General features: G+C 66.5%; 15 protein-coding genes and 1 pseudogene. 14 read left to right on the top strand and 2 right to left on the bottom strand.

What is annotated here, in order from left to right:
• The first annotated feature begins 16 nt into the window (after nt 1-16).
• From FHY03_RS18145 to FHY03_RS18155, 3 genes are all read left to right on the top strand, one after another.
• A complete protein-coding gene (locus tag FHY03_RS18145) occupies nt 17-379 on the top strand; it encodes a LysR family transcriptional regulator (protein ID WP_183931938.1) in 363 nt (120 codons plus the stop codon).
• Nucleotides 303-908, top strand: a complete 606-nt coding sequence (locus FHY03_RS18150) for a substrate binding domain-containing protein (protein ID WP_183931939.1) — start codon at nt 303-305, stop codon at nt 906-908. Before FHY03_RS18145 ends, FHY03_RS18150 begins: the two co-directional genes overlap by 77 nt.
• A gap of 181 nt (nt 909-1,089) precedes the next feature.
• Nucleotides 1,090-1,704 (top strand): recombinase family protein, encoded by a 615-nt coding sequence (locus FHY03_RS18155; RefSeq protein ID WP_183931940.1) that lies wholly within the window; start codon nt 1,090-1,092, stop codon nt 1,702-1,704.
• 405 nt (nt 1,705-2,109) lie between these two features.
• Here FHY03_RS18155 and FHY03_RS18160 read toward each other — a convergent pair whose 3' ends face one another.
• A complete protein-coding gene (locus FHY03_RS18160; RefSeq protein ID WP_183931941.1) occupies nt 2,110-3,414 on the bottom strand; it encodes a hypothetical protein in 1,305 nt (434 codons plus the stop codon).
• A 199-nt stretch (nt 3,415-3,613) separates the two neighbouring features.
• On the opposite strand from FHY03_RS18160, the gene FHY03_RS18165 reads away from it, so the two are divergent.
• The 7 genes from FHY03_RS18165 to FHY03_RS18190 all read left to right on the top strand — a co-directional run bounded on the left by FHY03_RS18165 (nt 3,614) and on the right by FHY03_RS18190 (nt 12,224).
• Nucleotides 3,614-5,296, top strand: a complete 1,683-nt coding sequence (locus FHY03_RS18165; RefSeq protein ID WP_183931942.1) for a hypothetical protein — start codon at nt 3,614-3,616, stop codon at nt 5,294-5,296.
• Nucleotides 5,297-5,321: 25 nt separating this feature from the next.
• Nucleotides 5,322-5,744 carry a toxin-activating lysine-acyltransferase gene (locus tag FHY03_RS18170; RefSeq protein ID WP_183931943.1) on the top strand — a complete coding sequence of 141 codons (423 nt, stop codon included), beginning with the start codon at nt 5,322-5,324 and terminating at the stop codon, nt 5,742-5,744.
• Nucleotides 5,745-5,783: 39 nt separating this feature from the next.
• Nucleotides 5,784-6,947, top strand: a complete 1,164-nt coding sequence (locus FHY03_RS18175) for a PDZ domain-containing protein (protein WP_183931944.1) — start codon at nt 5,784-5,786, stop codon at nt 6,945-6,947.
• Nucleotides 6,948-7,235: 288 nt separating this feature from the next.
• Nucleotides 7,236-7,370: a hypothetical protein gene (locus FHY03_RS21200; protein ID WP_260159399.1), complete on the top strand. Its 135-nt coding sequence runs from the start codon at nt 7,236-7,238 to the stop codon at nt 7,368-7,370.
• Nucleotides 7,371-7,673: 303 nt separating this feature from the next.
• Complete coding sequence (locus FHY03_RS18180; protein ID WP_260159408.1) at nt 7,674-8,807, top strand: HlyD family secretion protein; 1,134 nt, start codon at nt 7,674-7,676, stop codon at nt 8,805-8,807.
• The gene (locus FHY03_RS18185; protein ID WP_311722280.1) at nt 8,804-11,065 is read left to right on the top strand and encodes a peptidase domain-containing ABC transporter; all 2,262 of its coding nucleotides are present in this window, start codon (nt 8,804-8,806) and stop codon (nt 11,063-11,065) included. The genes FHY03_RS18180 and FHY03_RS18185 overlap by 4 nt, the downstream gene beginning before the upstream one ends.
• Before the next feature lie 226 nt (nt 11,066-11,291).
• A complete protein-coding gene (locus FHY03_RS18190) occupies nt 11,292-12,224 on the top strand; it encodes a Hachiman antiphage defense system protein HamA (RefSeq protein ID WP_221190331.1) in 933 nt (310 codons plus the stop codon).
• Nucleotides 12,225-12,349: 125 nt separating this feature from the next.
• Here FHY03_RS18190 and FHY03_RS21445 read toward each other — a convergent pair.
• Nucleotides 12,350-12,553 (bottom strand): annotated as a pseudogene (locus FHY03_RS21445) (hypothetical protein); the annotation flags it as partial.
• A 95-nt stretch (nt 12,554-12,648) separates the two neighbouring features.
• Here FHY03_RS21445 and FHY03_RS18200 point away from each other — a divergent pair.
• The 4 genes from FHY03_RS18200 (at nt 12,649) to FHY03_RS18215 (ending at nt 20,279) form a co-directional block, all read left to right on the top strand.
• Nucleotides 12,649-13,248: an RNA polymerase sigma factor gene (locus FHY03_RS18200; RefSeq protein WP_221190332.1), complete on the top strand. Its 600-nt coding sequence runs from the start codon at nt 12,649-12,651 to the stop codon at nt 13,246-13,248.
• 23 nt (nt 13,249-13,271) lie between these two features.
• Complete coding sequence (locus FHY03_RS18205; RefSeq protein WP_183931947.1) at nt 13,272-14,267, top strand: FecR domain-containing protein; 996 nt, start codon at nt 13,272-13,274, stop codon at nt 14,265-14,267.
• Nucleotides 14,268-14,278: 11 nt separating this feature from the next.
• Nucleotides 14,279-17,527 carry a TonB-dependent receptor gene (locus FHY03_RS18210; RefSeq protein WP_260159400.1) on the top strand — a complete coding sequence of 1,083 codons (3,249 nt, stop codon included), beginning with the start codon at nt 14,279-14,281 and terminating at the stop codon, nt 17,525-17,527.
• A 178-nt stretch (nt 17,528-17,705) separates the two neighbouring features.
• Nucleotides 17,706-20,279, top strand: coding sequence for a glycoside hydrolase family 3 protein (locus tag FHY03_RS18215; protein WP_183931948.1), 2,574 nt, complete (start codon nt 17,706-17,708; stop codon nt 20,277-20,279).
• Nucleotides 20,280-20,283: the final 4 nt, after the last annotated feature.

The following is a 20,283-nucleotide window of genomic DNA, read 5'->3' on the forward strand; positions in this document are numbered from 1 at the left end:
AACGTTGCCTTCGAGCTTGACGCAGCTGCTCTGGCTCGTCTGCATCGTCGACGCCGGATCGTTCTCTGAAGCAGCACGGCGGGCGAACACGACGACATCGGCGATGTCCAAGGCGGTACGCCGCCTCGAGGAGGCACATGGCTCCCGGCTGTTGAACCGCTCCACCCACGGCCTTTCGCTGACGCCGGAGGGTGATCGTCTTCTCGCCGTCGGTCAGCGATTGTTAGAGGAGGTGGAGACTGCCGAAGCCGCTTTTGCTGACGTTGGTCATCGCGGCGCTGCAGGCCGAGTGAGGATCAGCGTTGCTGGCGCCTTGTTCCGGCGGTGCATCATGCCCGACCTTCCTTCGTTTCTACATAAACATCGAGATCGCGATTGAGGGCGAGGAGGCGGACGACTTCTCAAATCTCGCCCAGCGAGGCGTCGATTTGGCACTGGGTACTGGCAGCATCGCCGGCCTTCCGGGTCACTTCGCCCGTAAGATCTGCACCTTTCCCTGGGTTGCCTGTGCCGCCCCGCAGTACCTCAGCGACCATGGCCTGCCTTCCACCCCGTCGGAGCTCAAAGTGCATGCGCTGGTGGGCTTCCGCAGCCCTGTGTCGAAGCAGCTCGATAGCTGGGTTTTTCGAGATCCGTTCAACAGGCAGCCTGTCCGTCATCCTCCGAGGCCCAAGCATATCTCAGATGATCCCGACTCGGCATGGGACATGATCCTCGCGGGGTTGGGGATCGGCTATGGCCCGGCATTCATGGGAACGACCGAATGGCAGGACGGTCGCGTTGTGGAGGTGCTGCATGAGTGGCGCGCGGAAGAAGCGCCACTCTACATCGTTCGTCTCGACAAACGGCACACGCCGCGACGGGTCGAACTGGTGCAGGACTTTCTTGCCGAAATGGCCCACCGTTGAATCGAAGAATATCGCCGCCATCTAAGTTCAGGCTAAACATGAAGCGAGCTATGCTTAGCTGATCATACACTCACTGAACACGTTGGCTGGAACAGCTTTCCCGTTCAATCAGGGTCGATCGCAGACATATCGAACACTCGACCGTGTGGGTCTAGAAGCTGGTTGAACAGAAAGGCCCGGCATGACGCTCTTCGGCTATGCGCGCGTATCAACGATCGATCAGGACCTCGGCATCCAGGAGACGGCGCTTCGCGCGGCGGGGTGCCAGACGATCCGATCGGAGAAGAAGTCGGGCGCCGAGCGCGGCTCGCGCACCGAACTCCAGATCCTGCTCGACTTCCTGCGCGCGGGTGACACGCTGGTGGTGACGCGCATCGATCGGCACGCCCGATCGATGAAGGACCTGCAGGACATCGTCCACGAGCTGAAGGGCAGGGGCGTGTCGCTCAAGGCCACCGAGCAGCCGATCGACACCGGCACCGCGGCGGGCAAGGCACTCCTCGACATGCTGGGTGTCTTCGCCGAGTTCGAGACGAACCTGCGCAAGGAACGCCAGGCCGAGGGGATCCAAGCGGCGAAAGTGCGCGGTGCCTACAAGGGCGGCAAGCCGCGCATCGATCCAGAAGCCGTGCGCAAGCTCGCGGCCGACGGCGTGAGGCCAGCGCATATCGCGCGCCAGCTCGGCATCTCGCGTGGGACGGTCTACCGCTTCATGCCGACTCGAGCGCCGGACGCCCGCGCGCCTTCGGCATGCGTCGGCAGGGAAGGGGAGAGGACCAATGCCGATCCGTCCTGAGCACGCCTTCCTCTACCCCACTAATTGGCCGCACATTTCCCGCTTCATCCGCTTCGAGCGGGCGCGCGGACGCTACGAGCACTGCCACCGACCTCATGGGCGAAGGGTCTTCCGTCTGGGCGACGGTCGGTGGTGGGACACGAATCGTCTGCATTGGCGCGATGGCAGCCGGTGCCGGGTACGACGTCCAACCGAGGACATCCTTTGCGCGGCCGGTGGACGCCGATATCAGGTCAGGGAGCGACAGGCTGAGCAGGCTGCCTCTTCTGGGTTGTCGGCGTGCAGTTCCAGCGGGCGCACCAAAGCCTTCGGTCTCCGCCAGCCAAGCGCCCGATATGGCCGGTTCGACCGCCCCACCGGTAATGAGCAGCGGGCAGACGCCGGTATCGCTCATTGCACACCGGATCACTGGCATTCGGCACCCGGTTCAATAAAGCGGGGAGGCTTCCCCGTGACACGGCAAGATCGGCAGAGTGCCCAGCCCCCGAAAACGCTGATAAGCGACAGCGAAAGGAAGAAGAGGATGAAGCCAGCACTATCTCCCTCCGCTTTTTGTATGATCTCAATCAGGAGCCCAGAGGATCCACGTAATAGCTTTGCAAGGAGCGCATAGCAACCTGTCAAGAATGCCAACTCAACGACCGCGCTTTGCTTCGCTACGCGTTGCGACATTACGAGAACAAGCACTGTACCAGAGAGCGTAGAAGCGAGTGCGTCGTACCCGATCACAACGGAGAGAAGCGGACCGTTGGCGCCGGCGTACGCCAGATAAGCAAATAGGGCCATCTGCACGAGCTGTACAACAGACGCGAACACGATCGCCCACGCTGAGCTTAGCCCGGCAAGTAACGTGCCGGATATCGCAATCGTCAACAGCGCTGACGGTAATCCGACCCATCCCTGTAGCATCCCAATTCTGTCGGAGGTTGCGCCAAGGCCATGAAGAAGAGGGTTCTTCATCGGCTCTGCACAAAGATCGGGTAAGCGAAATAAGGATATGCCTATGATAAACGACATCGGCCACGTCCGTATAAGCTCATTGAATGACTTATATTTTGGTTCCTCTCGGCTTTGCCAGGTTACTTCTGCCCATCCGACTGCCGCCAGTAGCGGCAGTAGCATCAAGGAAGCGCAGGCGGCATAGACATAACCCCAGCCATGCCATCGCGCACCAACAAGCGCGAGCGATCCCGAGGCTAACAAACCGAAGCGGTAGCCGAATTGGTAGCATGAGAGCGAGGGTGACGCGTGCTCCGGATCGAAGGCCCGTATTCGCCACCCGTCAACGAACATGTCTTGGTTGGCCGCCAGAAAGGCCGTGCCCAGCGCGATAAGGCCGAAGATGCCGAAATGCGCGGAGGGATCGATCCGTGATATCGAAAAGAGGCCAAGTCCCACGCCAAGCTGCGACAAAACGATCCAACTGCGGGTCTGATCGAAGAAACTTGACAGAATGGGTGGTCGCGTCCGGTCAACGCATGGCGCCCATAGCGGCTTGAGAGAATATGGCAGCGCAAACCAGGCCGCGACTCCGATCAACGCAAGCGAAACGCCCTTCTCGCTGAGCCACAGCGACAATGTCGTGCCGAGAAGCGGATAAGGAAGGCCACAGCCAAAACCGAGAAGGAGCATACGCGCGAGAGGGTCGCCGTGTTTCGGAGGTCTCATACACCAATGTAGAAAGGCCTGTTTTTCTCGTTCGCCTTTCATATTCGCACGATTTACCATTTGGCGCCAAACAGCGGTAAGCCATTGCCTGCGAGGGATTATATGTAAAGCGATATGTCAGTGGCAATGCGAGGCCACCTTTTATCTTTGAGTGTCAGGTGATCTTTCGCGCGCCATCGTTACCTCCTATAGCCTGGCGCCATGCCAATGAGGTCAGAGCCGCACCACGACGAGCCGGATCATGTACTCTTCCATAAGCAGTTGCTTTCTTGCTGATTTCGACGCCTTCCCCCTTCCCGACGCTGCCATCCTCTGGGTGAATACGCCATGGTTCATGAGCCATGGCTATGACCTTGCGCAGCAAAACCATCGGCAAGAGCTCGATGATTGGCTTCTTCGGACTTTCGCGAGGTCGACGTTGGCTGGGCACGGTCGGCAGCCAGGCGATGCAATCCGGCTCGGCGCTGATCGCTACGGCGGACCGGAGGGGACCCTCCTCGGGGGTAGCGGCCGATGCGGCGCTTACGGCCCGTTCAACGCGAAGGGCATCGGGCCCACCCCGCTCGCCTCGACGAGCGTCGACTACGCCCATGCGCATGGCTTGCTGCCACTAACCGATGCGATCATGGAAGTGATTGCCGGTGAGGTCGTGTGCACGGAGCTCCCGCAAGGTGGCGTCCCAATCATCGCCCTCATCGATACCGGCGTCGAGGCATGTACAAATCTCGGACGACCGGCCGAACGTTGCGCCATCATCGTCCGCCCGAATTTCTTCAGGATCGCTCACGTCGAGCGCAGCATCTTGTTCGGATCATCCGGGTTCCGAGGAGCGGACCAGGAACTAGATGGCCGCCGTACGCGGGACGCGATCGAATTTCGGGCGGCGACCGATGGTACGATCGACCTCCGCCGGCTGGCGGAGCGACTGACCTGTCAGATCGGCGCTTCGCGCGCGCATCGCCTATGGATCGGACGCGCGTCGAGCGACAATCTGACCTGGGCGGGAGCCGCACTCGATTATGGTTGTGTTCGCGCGCTACCCCATTGGCGCCGGGCAGGTGATGGTAACTGGCAGTGGTTCGGGAACGAGGTAGGTGACATCGCGCAGATCATCCGCTCGGTCGCCGAGACGGCCGCGCGGTATGATGCACCAGTCACCGCCATCCCGACCCGGCAGATCAAGCAGCTCTTGTCGGCGATGATTGATGACTTCTTCGGTGCGGCCTGCCTGCATGAATGCGGCATGCCCTCGAACAGCGACGCCTCGAAGGAATTCGAATTGCTCATGCTCGGTCTTTTCGAGGCACAGCAACGGTCCTCCTATCTGACCACGGATCGCTATACATCATGGCAACACAAGGACTGGATCTACTACTCGCTTAGCCCCGCTGCCTGTTCTCGCCCAGCCAGTGATGACAAGCTGTGGCGGCGGGTTAAGGACATCGTCGCGCGTGCGGCAAGGGAGGCGGATCAGCCTGTCGGCCTGATCAGCGCGGCAGCCAGCACCTGGCTTCAGCCCCGTGTGCTCCGCTATTATCATATCGCGAAATGGCGAGCACGCAGGATTGCCGCCTCGCTCTCGAAATGTTCAACACGCCACGCGCGTGCGCGGCTATCAGCCTTCATCCGTCACGAGGTGACGCACTCAAGGAGAGTATTTCCGACCGCACCAGCCGGTTACATCGTGAGAGGCTTCATAAATCGTGAGCGTGACAACCTGTATCTTCTGGAATGTGCCCGCTCGGGCACGCTGCGTGGTGCGATCGAAACGAACCGCAGCGAGATTGTTGAAGCCGGGCTGTCGTCTTTCTTCCGAGACGAGCCGCCTGCACGCAGAACCGACGTGGAGCTGACCGAGGTTTCTGTCTTTCCTGGCGCCTCAGACACCGTCAGGTTCCACGATCGTCTACAGCTAGCCGGTTGAGCGAAGCATCGCGGCGTCAGACAAAATGGTTATGGGTCTCAATCAGACGGCGGCCGCATTCGGCCACGCGCTCAAACTCAACGTCAGCACCGCGAGGTCCCATTACAACGTTTCCGCCTTTTATGCATGGCTATGGCCGCCGTTACGCCTAGGGCAATATGTCTGCACGACGTCTCGGGACGGCGAATGGATCGCTTACGCGACATGGGCCTATCTCACCGAAGGCGCAGAACGGCGGCTGGTCGAAGAGGATCCGCCGTTCATCCCGCTGGCCGATTGGAACGAGGGCGACCGTCTGTGGATCATGGACTTCGTCTCTCCTTTCTTGCCCCCGTTGGTGTTGGCGAAGGCATTGGGAACGCGCCTGGCCGGCGAGCATCGTTTCTATAAGCGTCTGGTACGGACGCCATCCGGTCACATCCGAGCCGTGCGGAGTCGATCGATCTAAATAAGGGGCGACGGAATCCTTCCATCTGGAGCCGACCGCATGTTCTTGTCGCTGATCGCGCTGGCAACGGCCATCGCCACACCGGACACCCCCGTCACCAACGCTGCCGAAGGCGACGGCAGGTGCCGCTTAGACACGGGCTGGCATCATGTCGCCCTTAGAAGCAGCAAGGGCCTGGTGATCCCCGGGGCGGTCGGAGGCCGGCGGACATCGATGCTGATCGACACCGGTTCCCCCGATACGGTGGTGGATCAGAGGCTCGCGCCGCCGGCCGGTGCGAATGAGCCGGTGATCGAGGAACACTGGAACGTCGGGACGTTCCGGGTGACGCGCCGCCGAAATCTCGCGATCATCGTAGCCGGGCATCGGGTCGACCTGCGCCAATACGAAGCGACCGACCTGTCCAGCCAGGACGCCGGGGAAGGCAGTCCTGGGGTCATCATCGGGCAGGATCTCCTGTCCTCCTGCGTGATCGACATCGACTCGGATCGGCAACGGGTGAGGGTGCGCCCGCCCGGACAATCGCAGCAAGCGGACACGACCTTGGAGCTGACAGCTTTCGCAGGCTCGACCTACATGATGACTCAGATCCGGACCCCGTCAGGGCGCATCTATCCCGCCGAGATCGATACCGGTTCACAGATCGAACTGGAGATGGATGAAAGATTGATCGGTGAGGCCGGCTTTTTATCTTCACCCGTTACGACAACGGTAATGCCGTCTTCTAACCAGACCTTTATCGTTCGTAATATAATCAGAGCGCCTTCTATAGGTTTAGGAAAGGAAGGCGCAGCCGATCTTGAAGTATACATCCATAAAAGGGATCCCACATCGACGTTTCTTAGCACGATCGGACTCCCGCTTCTCAGCCGCTTCAATGTTTCGATCGATCTCAAAAACCGGCTTCTACAACTCGGCCGGAGAGCCACTCCGGCTTCACCTCAACCGCGATCCACAACCGGAGTTGTCGCGACACCATCGGATAGGCAACTTAAGGTATTACATGTCATGAACAATAGCCCTGCGCTAGAAGCTGGGCTTAGGCCGGGCGATCGCATATGCAAGGTCAATAACCACGCCATACCCAAACATTACTTTAGATCTAATTTCATTGGGTGGCAGAGTGCTCCTGCTGGTCAAAACATCACTCTCTACCTATGCGATGGCAGGGTTGTACATATAAAATCAAAGGTATTTTACTAGGCATTGCGGTCAAACTAGCAATAGTCAAACCTATGTCTTCGCAGCCTATAAATCTCAAAATTGAGTAACTATCCTATTTTTCAGCACAGCGGAATGCACTATTCTCAATGGCCTTTTAGGCGTTTGTGTGTGCCATAACTTGGAGGCATCACCTTGAGAAATCTCAGCTTTGCCGAATGTGATCTGGTTTCCGGGGGCGACTCCAGCACGTCGCCTGCGGAATGGACGCCGCCACCTGAGCCTGTGGGCACCGGAACGGCTACGCCCGGTTGGCGGCCGGAGGGGAGCGTGCCCCCCACGACCACCACGTACGGACCGAGCGTCCCGGTCGGCGGCGGTGTGACGGTCAGCCCCACCACCACCAACCCGCCCTACTCCCCGCCGGTGCACGGCGTCGGGGTCACGATCCCGATCGGAAAGTAGGGACTGCCCGCCGCTACAGCACCGAGAAGGGCTGTAGCGGCCTTCCTGGCAGATCCGGAAACCGAGCGCTTGGGGGCGTCGGCTAGCTCCTCGGACATATCCGGCCCTGCCATCTCGAATCTCGACAGTCGCACCGTTGGCACGCGGTGCACGCGCTGTTGACCGACCCTCGCAGAAACAATCATGAAAGCCGAAGTTGCTGCGTCTCTGTTTCGGCATGAGGTGCGCGCCGCAAGGGTCGAGCGCCTTCACGGCGACGTCAGCGTAGCAATTCCACCGTCATGGCAGGCGATTGGCTACTTGATGGTGGCAGCAACGATCGCCGCGGCCTTGTTCCTGTCGCTCGCGAGTTACGCGCGAGTGGAGGTGGCGCCAGGCGTCATCGTGCCCGCGGCCGGCATTTCACCGATCCTGCCGCTCCGGCCCGGAGTCATCGTCGCCCTGCCGGTGCGTGATGGACAGGAGATTCGAGCCGGCGCCGTGCTCGCCGAGATCCGTACCGAGGAAGATAGCGCCAGCGGCCAGCCCGTGGCCGCACGAATCGGACGCGCCATCGCGCAGCAGGAGGCAGAGCTTGACGCGCAGGCGCGCGCGACCGAGGCCGCCGCGCAAGCGCAGCTGCGCCAGGTCGCCGCGCAGCGAGCCGGCGCCGACGGCGAGCTGAGGCAGATCGAGGCACAGCTCGAGCTGCAACGCGAACTCGTCGCATCGGCACAACGTGACCTGGAGCGCTCCGACGCGCTCGCCGAACGGGGCTTCGTCAGCCGGCACGATCTCGACCAGCGCCGCGAAGCGCTGCTGAGCCGGCGGCAGGCGCTTGCGCAGCTCGCTCAGTCCGCCGAGACCCGGCGCTCCGCCGTGGCCGAGGCCGAGCGCAGCGCCGCGCAGATCGCCGCGCAGGCGCGCGCCAGCCGCGCCGCTCTCGCTGCCGCCCGGGCGCAGGTGAGCCAGCAGGCCGCCGGCATGGCGGGCACGCGCGCCTATGTCCTGCGCGCGCCGATCGCGGGCACGGTCACTGCCCTGACCGCGAGGATCGGGCAACCGGCCAGCACGCAGACGCCGCTGATGACGCTGCTGCCGAAGGGCTCCACGCTGCGCGCCGAACTCGCCGTGCCCAGCGCGGCGATCGGCTTCGTCCACAAGGGTCAGCGCGTCAGTCTCGCGGTCGACGCCTTTCCCTATCAGCGCTTCGGCGCGATCATGGGGACGATAGACTCGGTCGCTGCCAGCGCGGTCACGCGGGTGGACAGCACCACGCCGGCAACCGGCGTGCTCGCCTATCCGGTGACCGTCGCGCTCGATCGGCCGAGCATCGCAGCCTTCGGCCGTCGCGAGCCGCTCATCGCCGGGATGGCGCTGACCGCCCGGATCGTCACCGAGCGTCAGTCGCTCGTCGCCTGGCTGTTCGAGCCCGTGCTCGCGGTGAGGCGACGGTGAACGGCCTGTTGCTCGATGTCGGGATGATCGGCCGGCCACGCGTCAGGCTCGCGCGCCAGACCGAGATGGCGGAGTGCGGGCTCGCCTGCCTCGCGATGGTGGCGAGCTACCACGGCCTCGATATCGATCTCGGCACGCTGCGCCGTCGCTTCGCTCCGTCGCTGCGCGGGACCACGCTGCGTTCGCTTATGTCGCTGGCGGACCATATCGGGCTGATACCGCGTGCGGTGAAAGTGCCGCTAGACGAGCTCCGCCAGCTCCACGTACCCGCGGTGCTGCACTGGGACCTGAACCACTTCGTCGTGCTCGAGCGGACGCGCCGCGGTCGCGCGCTGATCCACGATCCGGACGGTCGTTCGCGCTGGCTCGAGATGAGCGAGGTGTCGCGGCATTTAACCGGCGTGGCGCTGGAGCTGCGCGTCAGCGACAGCTTCGATAAGGGCGACCGGCGCGAGCGCCTCCACCTCTCCCAGCTCTGGCGCCGGATGACCGGCCTGCGGCGCATGCTGGCACAGGTGCTGGCGCTCAGCTTGGTGTTGCAGGCGTTCAGTCTCGCCTCGCCCTATTATCTCCAGATCGCGATCGACAAGGCGCTGCCGGCGCTGGACCTCGACCTGCTGGCGGTGCTCGCGCTCGGCTTCGGTCTTCTCACGATCCTCAACGTCGCCGCGGGGTGGCTGCGCTCCTTCGTGCTGCTCGCCGCGGGCGCGACGCTCGGAACGAGCCTGGCCTCAAACGTCGTGCGCCGCCTGTTCCGCCTGCCGATCGACTGGTTCGAGAAGCGCCACACCGGCGACATCCTCTCCCGCTTCCAGTCGATCGCGCCGATCCAGTCGATGCTGATCCAGGGCGCGATCTCCAGCGTCGTCGACGGGCTGATGGCGCTGCTCACCGTGTCGCTGATGCTGTTCTACAGCCCGGCCCTAACCGCGATCGCGGTCGCGGCGCTTGTCCTGTATGTCCTGGTAAGGCTGATTTCCTTCGCGCTCGAGCGAGAGGCGCGCGCGAGCGCCATCGTGCTGCACGGGAAGGAGCAGACGACGCTGATCGAGTCGTTGCGCGGGATCACGACGTTGCGGCTTTTCGGCCGCGAGGTCTTCAGGCATGCGCTGTGGCAAAGCCGGCTGACCGACGCCGTCAACGCCGATCTCCGCATCTCGCGCGTCGGTATCTGGCAGGGAAGCGCCAATGGGCTGATCTTCGGCCTCGAAGGCATTCTCACGCTGTGGCTGGGGATGCGCATGGTGCTGACAGGCGCCGGCTTCAGCGTCGGGATGATGCTCGCCTATCTCGCCTACAAGGGACAGTTCCTCGGCCGCGCGGCGTCGCTGATCGACCAGGGCGTTGCGTTTCGCCTGCTCGACCTTCACCTCGAGCGCCTCTCGGACATCGCGCTCTCTCCGGAAGACCGCTGCTTTGCCGCGGGGGCTGAGATCGAGACGCCGCTGGTCGGCGGCATCGCGTTCAAGGACGTTTTCTACCGGTACGCGCTGAGCGAGCCGCTCGTCCTGACTGGCGTGACCTTCTCGATCGCGGCGGGCGAGCACGTCGCGATCACGGGGCCGTCGGGCGGGGGCAAGTCCACGCTGGTCAAGCTGCTGCTCGGGCTGGTCGAGCCGCAGGACGGCACCATCCTCATCGACGGCATGCCGATCGCGCGCTTCGGCCTGCGCAGCTATCAGGCACAGATCGCCGCGGTGCTGCAGGACGACACGCTCTTCGCCGGGACGCTGGCCGACAATATCGCGCTCTTCGACGATCGCTCGGACATGGACCGGGTGCGCGCCGCTGCGGCGGCCGCGGCGATCGACGCCGACATCATGGCGATGCCGATGCGATACGAGACGCTCGTCGGCGACATGGGCTCGACGCTGTCCGGCGGGCAGAAGCAGCGCGTGTTCCTGGCGCGCGCGCTCTACCGCCAGCCCCGCATCCTGGTGATGGACGAGGGCACCGCGCACCTCGACGCCGAGCACGAGCGGCAGGTCAACGCGGCGATCGCCGCCATGAACATCACGCGGATTGTCATCGCTCATCGCCGCGAGACGATCGACGCCGCGAGTCGGGTGCTAATGATGAGCGACGGGCTGATCCATGAGACAACGCGAAGCGCGCCTTCATGCCAAGGCTTCTCCATTAGGAAGGGCGAGCGGGACGGCGGGACGGCAGAGGCATCCCTGATTGGGATCGCATATCGGGAACAGCAAACTGATGGCCTGGTATTTAGACACCCTCACATGACTACCATGCCCGCTTAACTCAACGCGCCTGCCGTTTTCAGCGATCGGATCGGCGCAGATTGGTGGATCGGCTCCACACCCTCTGGCAATGCGCTGGCTCGCACACGCGCCGTTGTTGGCCCACTTGGCAATCCCGCTGCCTTAACTGTTATCGATCGGCGAGTGATCCAGACGCACTAAATCAAAGCCGCCGGCACCTTTTCGCGCAAACGGGCCTCGCCGATTGTGTTACAGCGAGGGAATCATGGTGGACTTTCCAACTTGGTGCGATCGCACTGACGAGGCGCACGGTGTTCATGCCCTACAGGTCGTAACGGCTCGCGCGGCTGACACTGACTTCGGACGCGACGCGGTAGCCGCGCTCGTCCCCGGCCACTATGCCGCCGAAGAGCAGGTGGCCCGCATCCTCCGCCGCCTTGGACGACCCAAGTCGGCTACATTCATCGAAGGGAAGCTCCCGACCACCAAGTCGATCCGCTCGGGCGACCTGGGCGAGATCTTAGCAACCGAGTATGTCGCCAGCCAAACGCCCTACATTGTCCCAGTGAAGCGGCTGCGCTGGAAAGATCATCGCAACATGGCAATGCGCGGCGACGACGTGATCGGCTTGCGGCAGGACCCCGCGACCGGGCGCCTCGCCTTTCTCAAGGGCGAGTCGAAGAGCCGCGTGTCGCTCGCCGCCGGCGTCGTCGCGGAAGCGCGGACCGGGCTCGATAAGGATGGCGGGCTGCCCTCGGCTCACGCGCTGGAGTTCATCTCCTCCCGTCTGATGGACGGCGGTCAGGAGGATTTGGCGGATGCGATCGACGATGCGCTCCTAAAGCATGGGATCGCCCCGCCCTCGGTGCAGCACCTCCTGTTTACCTTCTCGGGCAACGATCCGGCCGGCTATCTGCGGCCCTCGGTTCGAAGCTATACCGGCGGCTACGTCCAGCGCTATGTCGGTGTCCGGATCGCCACCCACGGCACCTTCGTCGCCGACGTCTACGCGATCGTCGCTGCCGCAAGGGTCACGCCCGCTTCTTCTCGAGATCAGTTCCAGATAGCTTCGGCGTCCCACCCGGGTAGAAATCCTCCTTGGGCGGGGCCGGCGAACGGCATGGCGGGAAATGCGTACCAATGCGCTTTCATGCGACCCGGCCAAGAGGAGCCGGGATTTATTCGGCGGACGAAGTAATTGGCCACGGTTGCGGCACCGTAAACACGGGTGCGGCGCTCTCGAGCGCTGCCGAGATGGACGAGCGGCCCTGCCTCATAGGGCTTCGGCACCAGCGGCTGGTTGATGATGCCCGCGTTCCATAGACGGGAGTGATGGGCGCTGGTGTTGCGCACAAAGGCGAGAATCTTGATCCAACTCACCAATGTGTTGCGCGGCTTTCTCCAGCTGCGTCGGCGCGAACCGCTAGTGCCGTGCCGGCGACCGAGCGCGTCGGTCTCGCTCCCCAGCATAAACCTGGCGACCCCGCCGCGCGACGATGGTATCGCGTCGCACCCGCCGGCGGTCATCGATCGCCGCGGGCACCTGCGCCGGCGGAGAAGGAAATCGCCGGGCCGAGCCTCTCAACCGTCAGCGGCACGAGCGAGCAACCGGAAAGGGCGAGATGGCGGGCGGGACGGCAGGAGGCGCGATCGACGCCGCGCGCAGGCGGCAGACCGCCGTCTGGGTGGCGCGCGAGATCCTGCCGCACGAGCATCGCGTGCGCGCCTGGCTGCGGCGCGCGGGCACCGCGCCCGAGGACGCCGACGAGCTGGTTCAGGAGGCCTATTGCCGGCTCGCCATGCTGGAGGCGGTCGATCACATCGACAGCCCCTACGCCTATTTCTTCTCGATCGTGCGCAACCTGCTGGTGCGGCGGCTCAAGCGCCAGCGCATCGTGCCGCTGGAGACGATCGCCGAGATCGACGCCTATCACGACGATCGCCCCTCGCCCGAGCAGCTCGCGGCGGGGCGGCTAGCCTATGGCAAGGCGCTCGACCTGATCGCGCGCCTGCCCGAGCGCTGCCGCCGCATCGTCCAGCTGCGCAAGATCGAGGGCTGGTCGCAGCGCCAGATCGCCGAGCACCTCGGCACCACCGAGAAAGCGGTCGAGAAGCAGGTCTGGCTCGGCGTGCGGTTCCTGCGCCAGGCGTGGAGCCAGGCCGAGCAGGACGCGGACGATCTGATGGGCGAGCACGAGCAGCGCGGAGGGCGTCGGCGATGACGGGTCCGGTGACAGGTGCGGGGATGAAGCAGAGCGCGAGCGAGATCGCCGACGAGGCGGCGGCCTGGGTCGCGCGGCTCGACGCCGACGGCTGGTCGGCCGCGGACGAGGTGCTGCTCGAGCAGTGGATGGCGGCCGACCCGCGCCGCCGCGGCGCGCTGCTCCACGCCCAGGCCTGCTGGGTCGCGCTCGACCCGCCGGCGCCGCGCGCGCGCGCGACGATGCGGCGGCGCGGGCTGTTCATGGCGGCGGGCGGCGCGCTCGCCGCCTCGGTGGTGGGCGGCTTCCTCTGGTTGGCGGGAGGCACGACCTATCGCACCGAGATCGGCGAGATCCGCCGCGTCCCGCTCGCCGACGGCTCGACCGCGACGATCAACAGCGACACGCAGCTCGAGGTGACGCTGGCGAGCCGCCGGCGGGAGGTCCGCATCAACAGCGGCGAGGCGTGGTTCCGCGTCGCCAAGGATCCGGCGCGGCCGTTCGTGGTGGAGGCGGGCCAGGTGGTCGTGCAGGCGGTCGGCACCGCTTTCTCGGTGCGGCGCCGCGACGGCGGCGCGGACATCATCGTCACCGAGGGCGTGGTGCAGGTCTGGGCGGCGCAGGCGGACGGCTATCGCACCAGCCTGGTCGCCGGCCAGAGCGCCTTCTTCGGCGACAATGCGGCGGTGCGGATCAGCGACGGGCCGCCCTCGGCGGGCGATCGCGCGCTGGCGTGGCGCTCGGGCGCGATCGATTTGAGCGGCCAGACGGTCGCGCACGCGGTCGACGATTTCAACCGCTACAACCGCCGCAAGCTCGTCCTCGCCGACCCGCGACTGGCGGGCGAGCAGATCGACGGCATCTTCCGCACCGACGACCCGGAGGGCTTCGCCCAGGCGCTGCACGACAGCTTCGGGGTGCCGCTCGATACCTCCGACGCCGCGGCGATCCGCATCGGCCACGCGAAAAATTCGTCCGACGTGGAAGGAAGTTCCTCTGCGAGGTCTCTCCACCAGCACGGGAAAGCAACGAGACCGTGAGGAGTGGATTGATGGGGGGAATGAGGCGGCACCTGTGGCTCGCGACGGGCGCGGCGGTGGTGGTGGCGGCGCAGCCGGCGATCGCGCAGGCCAAGCAGTTCGACATACCCGCGCAGCCGGCCGAGAGCGCGATCACCGCGCTCGGCCGCCAGGCGGGCGTACAGATCGTCGCGGCGCGGTCGTTCAGCCGCGGCAAGCGCACCAACGCGGTGCGCGGCGCGATGAGCGTCGACACCGCGCTGACGCGGCTGCTCGAGGGCACCGGGCTGCGCGCGCAGCGCAGCGGGCCGCAGACCTATGTCGTGCTCGGCCCCGTCGCGGCGATGTTCACGCCGGCCCAGGCGACCGCGCGGCAGGTGTCGGCGAGCGAGCCGCAGGTGGCGCCCGGCGTCACCACCGACCAGCCCGCCGATGGCGCGACCGGCAGCACCACCGCCGCCAACCTGCCGGCCGACGGCCAGGCGGAGGAGCCAGCGCGCGACGTCGTCGTCACCGGCTCGCGCATCGTCTCGAGCGGCTTCACCGCGCCGACACCGACGCAGGTGCTGAGCTACGAGGCGATCACCAAGAACGCCCAGCCCAACGTCTTCACCACGGTGGCGCAGCTGCCCGCGCTGCAGGGCTCGACCGGCGCAACCGTGGGTGCCAACGGCACCTCCACCGGCGTGCAGGGGCTCAGCACGCTCAGCCTGCGCGGGCTCCAGCCGATCCGCACGCTGACGCTGATCGACGGCCAGCGCGTCGTCGGCGCCAACGTCACCGGCGTCGCCGACGTCAGCCTCTTCCCGCAGCTGCTGATCGAGCGGGTCGACGTCGTCACCGGCGGCGCCTCGGCCTCCTACGGCTCGGACGCGGTCGGCGGCGTGGTCAATTTCGTCACCAACACGCGTTTCACCGGCTTCCGCGCCAACATCATGGGCGGCATCAGCACCTACGGCGACGACGCCAATTGGACCGTCCAGGCGGCCGCGGGCAAGTCGCTCGCGGGCGACCGGCTGCACCTGATCGTCAGCGGCGAGTACAGCCACGAGGACGGCATCCGCTCGGCCGGCTTCGGCGTGGGCAACGATCCCAACGGCGACGGGCCCAACGGCCGCACCTGGCTGGTCGCGCGCGGCGTCCAGAACCGCGGGATCACCACCGACGGGCTGCCGCAATATCTCGTGCGCGACCACGTCCAGTCGACGCTGTTCGGGCGCTATGGCCTGATCAACGCGGGCCCGCTCGCGGGCACCGCCTTCGACGTCAACGGCAACCCGGTGCCGTTCCGCTACGGCACCGGCTGTCTGCCGGGCTCGTGCATCGGCGGCGATCTCAGCGGCAGCGTGACCAACGGCAACAGCTTCAAGTCCGAGATCACGCGCCTCAACTCCTACGGCCGGATCGGCTTCGACGTCGATCCCGACAACGAGATCTACGCCACGCTCAACGTCGCGCGCGTCGACACGAGCAACACACCCAACCCGGGCTCGGCGCAGGACAACCTGACGATCCAATGCGCGAATCCGTTCGTGCCGGCGGCGATCCAGTCGGCCTGCGCGGCCAACGGCATCACCAGCTTCCGCTTCGGCACGGTCAACCCGATGTTCGACTTCATCGACGTCAACACGCGGCGGCACCAGTATCGCGGCGTGGTCGGGGCCAAGGGCAAGGTCGCGGCGTTCGGCACCGACTGGCGCTACGATGCCTATTACGAGCACGGCACCGGCATCACCGACATCAACGTCAACAACATCCCGCTGATGCCGCGCTACCGCGCCGCGATCCAGGCGGTGCGCGGCGCCAACGGCGTGATCACCTGCGCCGACCCGGTCGCGGTGGCGAGCGGCTGTTCGCCGCTCAACGTGTTCGGCGGCCAGGCGCCGACCGACGCGACGCGCTACTACATCGAGCCGCAGAACGGCCCGTACCAGCACACCCGCCAGACCCAAGACGTCGCCAGCTTCTCGGTCAGCGGCGAGCCGGTCGCGCTGCCGGCGGGGCCGCTCGCGGTCGCGTTCGGCGCGGAGTTCCGCCACGAATTCTACCGCGTCACCGCCGACCCCTACGGCAACGGCGTGCTGACCGGGAACGGCTATAGCGACGACTACCCGGCGGACCCGCTGCTCAACCCGCAGGGCGGCAACTGGTATGCGGGCAATTACCGCAACGGCAGCGGCGGCTATGACGTGCTCGAATCCTACCTCGAGCTCAACGCACCGCTGTTCGACAGCGAGTCGATCGGCCGCGCCAACCTCAACGTCGCGGGCCGCGCGACCAACTACAGCACCTCGGGCACGGTCTACACCTGGAAGGTCGGCGGCACCTGGGACACGCCCCTCGACGGCTTCCGCCTGCGCGGCGTGACCTCGCGCGACATCCGCGCGCCGAACCTCTCCGAGCTGTTCGCCGCGCCGGTGACGAGCAACCGCACCGGCACGATCGACCCGTTCAACGGCAACCGCTCGATCACGGTGCTGCAGACCACCACCGGCAACCGCGCGCTCACCCCGGAGATCGCGCGCAACACCGAGGTCGGCTTCGTGCTGTCGCGCGCCAGCTGGCTGCCGGGCTTCAGCCTGTCGGTCGATTACTTCCGCATCAAGATCGACGACGCCATCTCCGCGCTCGACGCGCAGACGCAGATCAACCTGTGCTACGGCGGCGTGCAGTTCACCTGCGGCTCGTTCGACCTGAGCAACCTCGACTCGGCGTATGTCACGGTGCAGCCGTTCAACTTCGCGTCGATCTTCACCGACGGGCTCGACATCGAGGCGAGCTACACCACCAAGCTCGACGGCATCGGCCTGCCCGGCCGGCTCAGCCTGCGCGGGCTGGCGACGCACACGATCAACTTCGTGCAGGACACCGGCCTGCCCGGCACGATCCCGCGCCAGCTCGCCGGCACCAACATCGAGGCCACCGCGGTGCCGCACTGGAAGGTGCTGGCATCGCAGGACTGGAGCACCGACACGGTCAGCTTCACGGTGCAGGAGCGCTGGTTCAGCGCGGGCGTGTTCTCCAACGAGAACATCGTCTGCCAGACCAACTGCCCGATCTCGACGGTCAACCACCCGACCTACGACTATAACCGCGTGCCGGGCGCGCTCTACGTCGATCTCGCGGCGTCGTACCGCTTCACGCGAGCGTTCCAGGCCTATGCCAAGGTCGACAACGTCTTCAACCGCGACGGCGAGACGGTGCCGGGCAACATCACCACGCCGACGCTGTACGACGTGGTCGGCCGCGCCTTCCGCCTCGGGCTGAGGGCGAACTTCTGATGGCGCACTAGCAATCCTCCCCGGAACGGGGAGGGGGACCGCCGGCGAAGCCGGTGGTGGAGGGGGCTCCCCACGCAGCACAGCGCCTGCGGAAGCCCCCCTCCACCAGCCTGCGGCTGGTCCCCCTCCCCGCGAGCGGGGAGGATCTTTTTATCTCTCCGTGCCCCAGGAACACGCCATGCTCCCCCTCCTGCTGATCGCGGCGCAGGCCGAGACCGCCGCGCCCGCGATCGAGCGCGCGATCGCGGCGATGTCGCTGGAGGAGAAGGCCGCGCAGCTCGGCAATGCCGCGCCGGCGCTGCCCGCGGCCGAGTTGCCCGCCTATGATTATTGGAGCGAGGGGCTCCACGGCCTCGCGCGCAACGGCGTCGCCACCGTCTTCCCCCAGGCGATCGGGCTGGCGGCGAGCTGGGACGTCGATCTGCTGCGCCGCGTCGGCGACGTCGTCTCGACCGAGGCGCGCGCCAAGTACAATGCGCTGCCCCGCGGCGCGGCGCGGCCGCGCTTCGCCGGGCTCCATCTGTGGTCGCCCAATATCAACATCTTCCGCGACCCGCGCTGGGGCCGGGGGCAGGAGACCTACGGCGAGGATCCGTATCTCACCGGCACGCTCGGCGTCGCCTTCGTCCGGGGCGTGCAGGGACCCGATCCCGCGTCCCCCAAGGTGATCGCGACGCCCAAGCATCTCGCGGTCCATTCCGGCCCCGAGGCGGGACGCAACGCCTTCGATGTCGACGTCTCGCCGCGCGACATGGCGGAGACGTACACGCCCGCCTTCCGCCTCGCGCTGACCGAGGGCGGCGCGCTGTCGACGATGTGCGCCTATAACGCGCTCCACGGCGTACCGGCCTGCGCCTCGGCGGCGCTGCTCAACGAGCGCGTGCGCGCGCGCTGGCGCTTCGGCGGCATGATCGTCTCCGACTGCGACGCGGTCGGCTATATCGAGAGCTTCCACAATTACCGGCTCGACCTGCCCTCCGCCGCCGCGGCGGCGCTGCGCGCGGGCACCGATCTCGACTGCGGGCCGAGCTACGACGCGCTGCCCGCGGCGGTGCGGCAGGGCCTGGTCACCGAGGCCGAGCTCGACACCGCGCTGCGCCGCGTGCTCGGCTCGCGCGCCGCGCTCGGCATCGCCTTCGGGCGGCGCAGCCGGTGGGACCGCATCCGCCCCGACCAGGTCGACACACCGGCGCACCGCGCGCTGGCGCTGGAGGCGGCGGAGAAGTCGCTGGTGCTGCTGACGAACAAGGACCGGCTGCCGCTCGCGCCCGGCACGCGGCTGGCGGTGATCGGCGCCAACGCCGACTCGCTCGACGTGCTCGAGGCCAATTACCACGGCACCGCCGCGGCGCCGGTCACCCCGCTCGAGGGCATCCGCGCGCGCTTCGGCGCCGCGCGCGTCCGCTACGCGCAGGGCAGCGTGCTCGCCGAGGGCGTCGCGGTGCCGGTGCCCGAGACCGCGCTCTCCGCCGACGGCCGGCCGGGCCTGCGCGGCGAGTATTTCCGCGGCGCGATCGCGGCTGGTCGCCCGCTGCTGACGCGCCAGGACCGCGTCATCGACTTCGACTGGGACCGCGCGCCGCCCGCGCGCGGGCTCGAGGACCGCCGCTACGCGGTGCGCTGGACCGGGCAGCTGACCCCGCCCGCGCCCGGCAGCTACACGCTGCGGCTCGAGGTGCCGCGCTGCTTCGACTGCGACGGCCACGACCCGGTGCGGTTGTGGGTCGACGGCAAGCCCGTCATCGCCGATCGCGGCAGCGACGAGGGGGTAGAGGCGAGCGTCACCTTCGCCGACGCGCGCCCGCGCGCGCTGCGCGTCGAGCTCGACCATGTCAGCGCCGACGGCGGGATCGGGCTGCGCTGGGTCGCGCCCGCCGCGGCGCAGCTGGCCGAGGCGGTGGCCGCGGCGCGCGACGCCGACGTGGTGGTCGCCTTCGCCGGCCTGTCGCCGACGCTCGAGGGCGAGGCGCTGCGGCTCGACGTGCCCGGCTTCGTCGGCGGCGATCGCACCAAGATCGAGCTGCCCGAGCCGCAGCGCGCGCTGCTCGCCGCGCTGGCCGCAACGGGCAAGCCGCTGGTGGTGGTGCAGATGACCGGCGCCGCCATCGCCGATCCCTGGACCAAGGCGACGGCCGACGCCGCGGTCGCGGCCTGGTACCCCGGCCAAGCCGGCGGCACCGCGATCGCGCGGCTGCTCGCGGGCGACATCGGGCCGAGCGGGCGGCTGCCGGTGACCTTCTACGCCGCCACGCGCGATATGCCGGCGTACATCGACTATAGCATGAAGAACCGGACCTACCGCTTCTTCACCGGCACGCCCTTGTACCCGTTCGGCCATGGGCTGAGCTACACGCGCTTCGCTTATGCCGCCGCCTCGCCCGCGGCGGTGACGGTCGCGGCGGGGGACGGGCTCGGCGTCGCGGTGCGCGTGACCAACACCGGCGCGCGCGCCGGCGACGCGGTGGTGCAGGCCTATCTCGCCCCGGTGGCACCGCAGCCGCAGGGGCGGACCGTGCCGGTGCTGCAGCGCCAGCTCGTCGGCTTCGCGCGCGCGTCGCTCGCGCCGGGGGAGACGCGCGCGGTGCGGCTGACGATCGACCCGCGCTCGCTCAGCCTGGTGGCGCGCGACGGCACGCGCGCGATCGTGCCCGGCGCCTACCGGCTGTTCGTGGGCGGCGGCCAGCCCGGCGACGCCGACGGCGCCTGGACCGAGCTGACGATCACGGGCGAGCGCACCGTCCTGCCGGAGTGAGCTT

Origin of the sequence: Sphingomonas sp. BK345, assembly GCF_014193845.1 — a bacterium.
Classification (GTDB): domain Bacteria; phylum Pseudomonadota; class Alphaproteobacteria; order Sphingomonadales; family Sphingomonadaceae; genus Sphingomonas.